We start from the raw sequence: 6,697 nt of genomic DNA on the forward strand, positions 1-6,697 counted from the left end.
CAGGGCGAGGCGAAAAAGCCTGAATATTTAGTCACATATTTTGCAGCTCGTAACTCAATATGCTCAGTGCGTAAACCGCCGCGGTTTCGCAACGCAGCACGAGCGGCCCGAGCGTCACCGGCTCGATGGCGGCGCCGCGCGCCGCGTCCATTTCAGCCGGGGAAAAATCACCCTCGGGGCCGATGAGCCAGAGCACGTTTCGGGGCGCGTTGTTTTCGTGCGCGGCGCGGAAGTCGGCGAGGATGGTTTTGAGCGTGCGCGCGCCTTCGTGAAGGCTGGCGATGAGGCGCAGGTCATAGCCGGCCCCGGGCGTCGCGCTTGCGCGCATGAACGCGGTCGCATTTTGCACGGGCTGGATTTCGGGCAGCCAGGGGTTGCCGCATTGCTTGGCGGCTTCGAGTGCGGCGACGCGCCACTTGTCCGTTTTTTTATCCTCACGCTTGGAGTCAAAGTGCACTTGGGTGCGCTCGCTTTCGAGCGGCACGATGCGCGCGGCGCCGATTTCGGTGGCCTTGCGCACGATGGCGTCCATCGACGGCCCCTTGGGCAGCGCTTGCGCGAGTGTGATGCGAAAGGGAAACGCGGCGGCCTGGCGCGAGGAAAGGACTTTGAGCACGGCGGCGTTTTTGGAATCGCGCGCGAGTTCGCAGGTCCATTCGCGTCCGTGACCGTCGAATGCGATCACGGGATCGCCGCGGCGGGCGCGATTGACCGCGACGAGATGATGCGACTCCTCGGCGGAGAGCAAAAGCTCCGTTGCGTTCGCGGCATCAGCCGGGCTTGGGCAATAGGAACGAAAATCGGGCACGGAAATAAGTAGAAAGCAGAAATTAGGAATTAAGAAGTCAGAAAATTGCGGGTGCCTGTAAATGTTGGTTCCATTGCGCATGCGCCGTTGCCATTGATTTGGACTTCTTAATTCTTAATTCATACTTCTTAATTTTTCACATGGCTTCCTCCTGGCTTCATCCGCGCGACGAACTCGTCGAAACAATGCGTCGCATCTATCGTTACAAGATGACCACCACCTCCGGCGGCAATCTTTCCATCCGCGACGCCGACGGCGGCATCTGGATCACGCCCGCGCGCGTGGACAAGGGGCGGTTGAATTCCTCCGACATTGTTTGTGTTCGTCCCGACGGCACGCGCGAGGGGTTGCACCCGCCGTCGTCCGAGTTTCCCTTTCACCGCGAAATCTACCGCAGGCGGCCCGACATCAAGGCCATCGTGCACGCGCATCCCGGCGCGCTCGTGGCGTTCAGCATTTGCCGGTTGATTCCGGACACGCGGGTGCAGGTGCTCGCGCACGCCGTCTGCGGCAAGATCGCCTATGCCGCGTATGCGTGCCCCGGCAGCGAGGAGCTCGGGCGCAACATCGCCGAAACCTTTGCGGGCGGCGCCGATTGCGTGATGCTCGAAAACCATGGCGTTGTGATTGGCGGGCGCGATTTGAAGGACGCGTTTCAACGTTTCGAAACACTCGAATACGTCGCGCAGACCCTTTGCAAGGCCGCCGCGCTTGGCAAAATCAACACGCTCACGGATGCGCAGCTCGTGGAGCGCGCGCTGCCCGGGCTTGCCGAGCTTCCCCATGCCGGGCCGACCAGCCGCGAGAAGGAGCTTCGCACGCAGATATGCGATTTTGTGCAGCGCTCCTACAGGCAGCGCCTGCTCACCAGCACCGTCGGGTCATACTCGGCGCGGTTGGCGGGCGATGAGTTTGTCATCACGCCGCGCCGCCGCGACCGCCTTGAGCTCGAACCCTCCGGCATGGTGCGCGCCACGATCAATGCCTGCGAGGCCGGCAAGCGGCCCAGCCGAGCGGCGCTTTTGCACGCGCTCATTTATCAAAAAAATCCGGATGTGGGCGCGGTCATCAACGCCCAACCCGCCCATGCGAGCGCGTTTTGCATGACCGACGCCGCCCTGAGCACGCGCACGATTCCGGAGAGTTTTATCATGCTCAACGATGTGCCGCGCCTGCGGCACGCGTGTGTCGTCGCCGACGCGGAAACAATCGCCGCGCATGTGTCGCTCGCCAAGCGCCCCGTCATCCTCATCGAAAACGAGGGCGCTCTCGTGGTCGGCAAAAACGTGCTCGACGCGTTCGACCGGCTCGAAGTGCTGGAGGCGACATGCGAGGCGCTTTTCCTCAGCCGCCCGCTCGGCCCGCTTGTCCCGATGCCGGACGCGGCGATCGACGAGTTGAAAAAAGTTTTCGGTGTCGAATAAACGGGCGCGCCGCCACCCGCGTTGGTTTGCTCAAACGTCCCGGGGCTTTCTTACTGTTGGCCGTCCGCGGGGTTGACGCTTTGCGCGGCGGTCGAACACGATACGGGCACTATGAGACTTGGTGTTCGCGCGCATGATTTTGGAAAGATGCCACTCGACGATCTGGCACGGCGGATCGCCGCGCACGGGTTGTGCTCGGCGCAGTTTGCCGCGGTCAAATCGATTCCGGATTTCGAATCGGACGCGGGACGCGTGAGCCCGGGGCTGGCGACCCATGTGCGCGATGCGTTTCGCGCGGAGGGCGTTTCGATTGCGGTGCTGGGATGCTACATCAACCTGGGAACACCGGACGATGCGGACGCGCGTTTCCAGATGGGGCGCTTCAAGGAATACCTGCGCCATGCGCGCGATTTTGGATGCGGCATGGTGGCCACTGAAACGGGGTCGGTGCGCGCGGATTTCGCATTTCATCCGGAGAACCATGGCGAGGCGGCGTTTCAACGCGTGCTTTCGCGCGTGCGCGAATTGGTGCGCGAGGCGGAAAAATTTGGCGTGTTCGTGGCCGTCGAGGGCGTGGCCTCGTATGTGGTCAACAATCCACGGCGCATCAAGCGGCTGATCGACGAGGTGGAGTCGAACAATTTGCAGATTATTTTTGATCCGGTGAACTTGGTGAACGCGGACAACCACAAGGACCATGACGCGATCATCGAGGAATCGTTTGCGCTGTTCGGCGCGCGCATCGCGGCGTTTCACGCGAAGGATTTTGTCATCACGCCGGAGGGCGCATACAGACAAGTCGCGGCGGGGACGGAGGGCGGATTGCTGAACTATCCGCTGTTTTTTAAACTGGCGAAACAGCACAAGCCTTACGCGTATGTGCTGCTCGAGGACACAAACCCGGAAACGCTGGCGCGCACGGTGACGTTTGCCCGGGAGGCATGGGCGCGCGCGTAGGGGCGCGTGTGTGTGTGCGCGAGCGGGGTGGGGCGACTACAATTTTGCAATCAACGCGTCGATGAAGGCGTCGAGAGTGGCTTCGCCCGCCTCAAAATCGACGGGGATTTTGTTCTCGCGCATCGTCTCGCTGGTGTGCGGGCCGATGCTGCCGTAGAGGGGCTGTTTCGCCTTTTCGCCGCGGCGGAGCGATGCGCTTTGGGCGACGAAGGAATCGACTGTCGATGAGCTGGTGAAGAGGAGGGCGTCGGCGCCGTGCTCGCGGTAATCGGCGGCGGCGGGATTGTCGGCGAGGTTTGTCTTTTCGGTTTTGTAGAGGGGGAGGCGGTCAACAATGGCGCGGGCGTCCTCGAGTTTTTGCACGAGTGTGTCGCGGTTGAGATTGCCGGTGACGACGATCACCTTGGCGCTGTCGAGGCTGTCGGTGTCGATAAGCGCGTCGGCGAGGGATTCGCCGGTGGCGGTCTTGGGCATGCACTCGACCTTGATGTGGTGCTTTTCAATTTCGCGGGCCGTGGCGCGTCCGACGCAGGCGAAACGCAGGAGCCCGAGCGCGCGAATGTCGTCGAAGCCCTTGAAAAACTGCTCGAAGAAAATGCGCGCGCCGTTGGCGCTGGTGAAAACGATCCAGTCATAGCTTCCGAGTTCGGCGAAGATTTCGACGAGGGCGGTTTTGTCGATGGCCGGGGTGACGGTGATGAGAGGGATGTCGAGAACCTCGGCGCCGAGGTTTTCGAGTTTTTCGCGGAGCCCGGCATTTTGCGCCTGCGTGCGCGTGATGACGATGCGGCGATTGAGAAACGGCTGGTTGTTACTGGCGTTGGACATGGAAGAATCACCCAAGAGCAACGCGCCGGGGATTCAGGGCAAGCGGATAAAATCGTTTTTCCGAGGGGTGCTTTTTCGACCGGCGTTTTGCCTTCATCTTTTCCGAAAAGGACGCGCAACCCCCAAGCAGCGCTGAACAGACCGGGCGCGCCGCGGACAACATTAAGGGCATAAGGGAGCTTTGATTTGCAAAAAACAAAATCAAGAGACCGCCCGCGCTTCTGCCTCATGAAACGTTTTCAGCCAGATGCCGCAGTTTGTGGAGGGGCCGGCCAAGTGTGACTTATTAGGTTACTTTTCGGATAAAAAATGGGCGCGTTTTGAATCGCGGTGAACGGATTTCGTATAAAACGCACTTAAAGGGCCGTGCCTTTTTTGGGTATGAAAAGCGCGGTCATGTTTGCGCCTTCGAGTTCGAGCAGTTTGATTTTTTTATCAATGCCGCCGGCGTAACCGGTCAGGCTGCCGTTTGCGCCCACGACCCGGTGGCAGGGGATGATGATGGAGATGGGATTGTGCCCCACGGCTCCGCCGACGGCCTGGCTGGACATGCCCGGCCTGCCCATTCGCCGCGCCATTTTTTTGGCGATTTCGCCGTAGGTGATGGTTTCACCATACGGGATTTCGCGGAGGATTTTCCACACCGCCTGGCGGAACTCGCCGCCTTCGGGCGCCAGGGGCAGTTCGGAGATTTCCGGCTTTTGGCCTTTGAAATAGCGGTCGAGCCATTTTTGCGCGGTTTTGAACACCGGCAGTTCGGGGGCTTCCCTCATGTTTTGGCCCGCGGTGGCGGCGAAGTATTTTTGTCCGGACATCCAGAGGCCGGTGATGTTTTTACCGTCGCTCGCCAGCAGAAGCGGGCCGAGGGGAGATTCGTGGAGGGTGGAGCAGGTCATGATTTTTCTTTCGTCGGATTGTTTACAAAGTGTTCCACAAGTTGACCGTCGCGTAGCCCCGCCACGGGCGCCAGTTTTCAGCCAGCGCCAGGATTTCCTTTGATGAACGCGGGGCGAGGGCTTTTTTCACGCCGTAATCGGTTTCCAGAAAAGCGTCGGGCCATCCCATGGCTCGCATGGCGATGTAGTGCGCCGTCCATGCGCCGATGCCGGGAAGCGTCATCAGTTTTTTCACCTCGGCATCCGGTTGCGCGCAAAGGCTGAAATCGACCGTTCCTGTTTCAAATGCCTTGGCCAGTTCCAAAATGGTTCGCGCCCTCGCACCGGTGACGCCCAGGGCGCACAAGTGGTTTTCAATCGGGCCGTCCAGCGCGACGATGTCCCCGGCCGATGGAAACACATGCGTCAACCCATCGACGCCGGTTTGGATCGGGGTGCCGTGGGCGTTGACGATTCGCGTGGCCAGCGTGCGCGCCGCCTTCACTGTGATTTGTTGCCCCAGCACCGCGCGCACCGCCATTTCGAACGTGTCAAAACTGCCGGGCAAGCGCGTGCCCGGGACGCAAGCGCCGGGCTTGATGGCGTTCATAGACGCGAGCGACTCATGCACGGCGCCGGGATCGCAGCACAAATCGAACAGATGCCGGACGCGCGACAGCACCTGCGGCAGCGCCGGCAGCAGGGCGACGTCCACGCTGACGGCCAGTGTGCGGTTTTCCGGTTGATGCGCCACCCGCACCCAGCCGCGCGCCTCGCGTCCGTCGCCGGTTGCAAAACGCGCGGTGCGAAAGTATTCGCCGCCCTCGACTTTTTCCACGCCGGGAATCGAGCGAAACTCAAGAAAGTCCAGCAGCTTTTGCCAGCGATAGGGCGGGCGATATCCCAATGACACCGTTATGGAGCCCTTGTTTTTTTCCGCATCCGGGAGCTTTTTCCGCAGTGCGGTGGGGGCGAGGCGATAGCGTTTTTTGAAAAGGTCGTTGAATCGTCGCAGGCTGCCAAATCCGGCCGCCATCGCCACATTCAAGACCGAGAGGGTTGTGCTTGTGAGCAGATTTTTGGCGAGCAACAGCCTGCACGTCTGCATGTATTCAACCGGCGTGACGCGAAATTTTTCCAGAAACGCCCTGCGCAAATGACGATCCGTGCAGCCGAGCCGCTTGGCGATTTCCCTGACAACGTCCCCGTGGGCGCAGTTCTCCTCCATCAATTTTGCCGCCCGGTAAACGAGCGCCGCCTTCGCATCAACGGGCGCGTTGCCGGGAGCGAGTTCGGGGCGGCACAAAAGGCACGGGCGAAATCCCGCGCGCTCCGCTTCCGCCGCCGTGTCGTAAAATGTGCAATTCGCGGCCCGCGGCAATCGCGCGCGACACACCGGCCTGCAGTAAACACCCGTCGACAAAACGCCGACAAAAAACCGTCCGTCGAAGCGGCTGTCCTTTCGCTTGAAAGCTTCATACCAAACCCGCGACTCTTGTGGGTCGCTTTTTTCCGATGGGGTTTGCGAGTGCGTGCGCATGATAGGTCGAACTTTTTGAAGTGTTGTTGTGGTGTTCTTTTAACACGTTTTTCCGAAACATACTCGCCATTTTCGGACATGCATGTGTTTTCCCCAATTAATTTTTGAATGGGTAGAATCTGGGGGGCGATGCAGGATGCGGAAACGCTGCAACAAGCCGGCGACGGGGGGCGACAGGTATGCGGCTCTGTTGGTGTTGAATGCGGTCGTGCGAAGCCTATTTCGATTGTGCAACACTTGGCACAATTAAAGTTGAGTGTATTGC

6 protein-coding genes are annotated in these 6,697 nt (G+C 60.3%); 2 read left to right on the forward strand and 4 right to left on the reverse strand.

Going from position 1 to position 6,697, the window contains the following annotated elements; all coding sequences use genetic code 11:
* Positions 1-31 precede the first annotated feature (31 nt).
* Positions 32-808 (reverse strand): RsmE family RNA methyltransferase, encoded by a 777-nt coding sequence (locus CKA38_RS09245; protein WP_108825214.1) that lies wholly within the window; start codon positions 806-808, stop codon positions 32-34.
* Positions 809-948: 140 nt separating this feature from the next.
* On the opposite strand from CKA38_RS09245, the gene CKA38_RS09250 reads away from it, so the two are divergent.
* Together CKA38_RS09250 and CKA38_RS09255 are read left to right on the forward strand one after the other, a co-directional pair.
* On the forward strand, positions 949-2,232 hold the full coding sequence (locus tag CKA38_RS09250; RefSeq protein WP_108825215.1) for a class II aldolase/adducin family protein: 1,284 nt from the start codon (positions 949-951) through the stop codon (positions 2,230-2,232).
* Positions 2,233-2,379: 147 nt separating this feature from the next.
* Positions 2,380-3,189, forward strand: coding sequence for a sugar phosphate isomerase/epimerase family protein (locus CKA38_RS09255; protein ID WP_161554822.1), 810 nt, complete (start codon positions 2,380-2,382; stop codon positions 3,187-3,189).
* 36 nt (positions 3,190-3,225) lie between these two features.
* Here the strand turns inward: CKA38_RS09255 and CKA38_RS09260 are convergent, their stop codons facing one another.
* From CKA38_RS09260 to CKA38_RS09270, 3 genes are all read right to left on the reverse strand, one after another.
* Positions 3,226-4,017, reverse strand: coding sequence for a uroporphyrinogen-III synthase (locus tag CKA38_RS09260; protein ID WP_108825217.1), 792 nt, complete (start codon positions 4,015-4,017; stop codon positions 3,226-3,228).
* A 356-nt stretch (positions 4,018-4,373) separates the two neighbouring features.
* Entirely contained in the window at positions 4,374-4,913 is a 540-nt protein-coding gene (locus tag CKA38_RS09265; RefSeq protein WP_108825218.1) for a methylated-DNA--[protein]-cysteine S-methyltransferase, read from the reverse strand.
* Positions 4,914-4,935: 22 nt separating this feature from the next.
* Positions 4,936-6,432, reverse strand: a complete 1,497-nt coding sequence (locus tag CKA38_RS09270) for a DNA-3-methyladenine glycosylase 2 family protein (protein WP_108825219.1) — start codon at positions 6,430-6,432, stop codon at positions 4,936-4,938.
* Between the last annotated feature and the right edge of the window lie 265 nt (positions 6,433-6,697).

The sequence above is a fragment of the Ereboglobus luteus genome (assembly GCF_003096195.1).
Taxonomy (GTDB): domain Bacteria; phylum Verrucomicrobiota; class Verrucomicrobiia; order Opitutales; family Opitutaceae; genus Ereboglobus; species Ereboglobus luteus.

Bases quoted from the DNA above. Each gene is read 5' to 3' on its own strand.
- CKA38_RS09265 (WP_108825218.1), bottom strand. From the start codon at position 4,913: ATGACCTGCTCCACCCTCCACGAATCTCCCCTCGGCCCGCTTCTGCTG.
- CKA38_RS09255 (WP_161554822.1), top strand. From the start codon at position 2,380: ATGCCACTCGACGATCTGGCACGGCGGATCGCCGCGCACGGGTTGTGC.
- CKA38_RS09250 (WP_108825215.1), top strand. From the start codon at position 949: ATGGCTTCCTCCTGGCTTCATCCGCGCGACGAACTCGTCGAAACAATG.
- CKA38_RS09260 (WP_108825217.1), bottom strand. From the start codon at position 4,017: ATGTCCAACGCCAGTAACAACCAGCCGTTTCTCAATCGCCGCATCGTC.
- CKA38_RS09270 (WP_108825219.1), bottom strand. From the start codon at position 6,432: ATGCGCACGCACTCGCAAACCCCATCGGAAAAAAGCGACCCACAAGAG.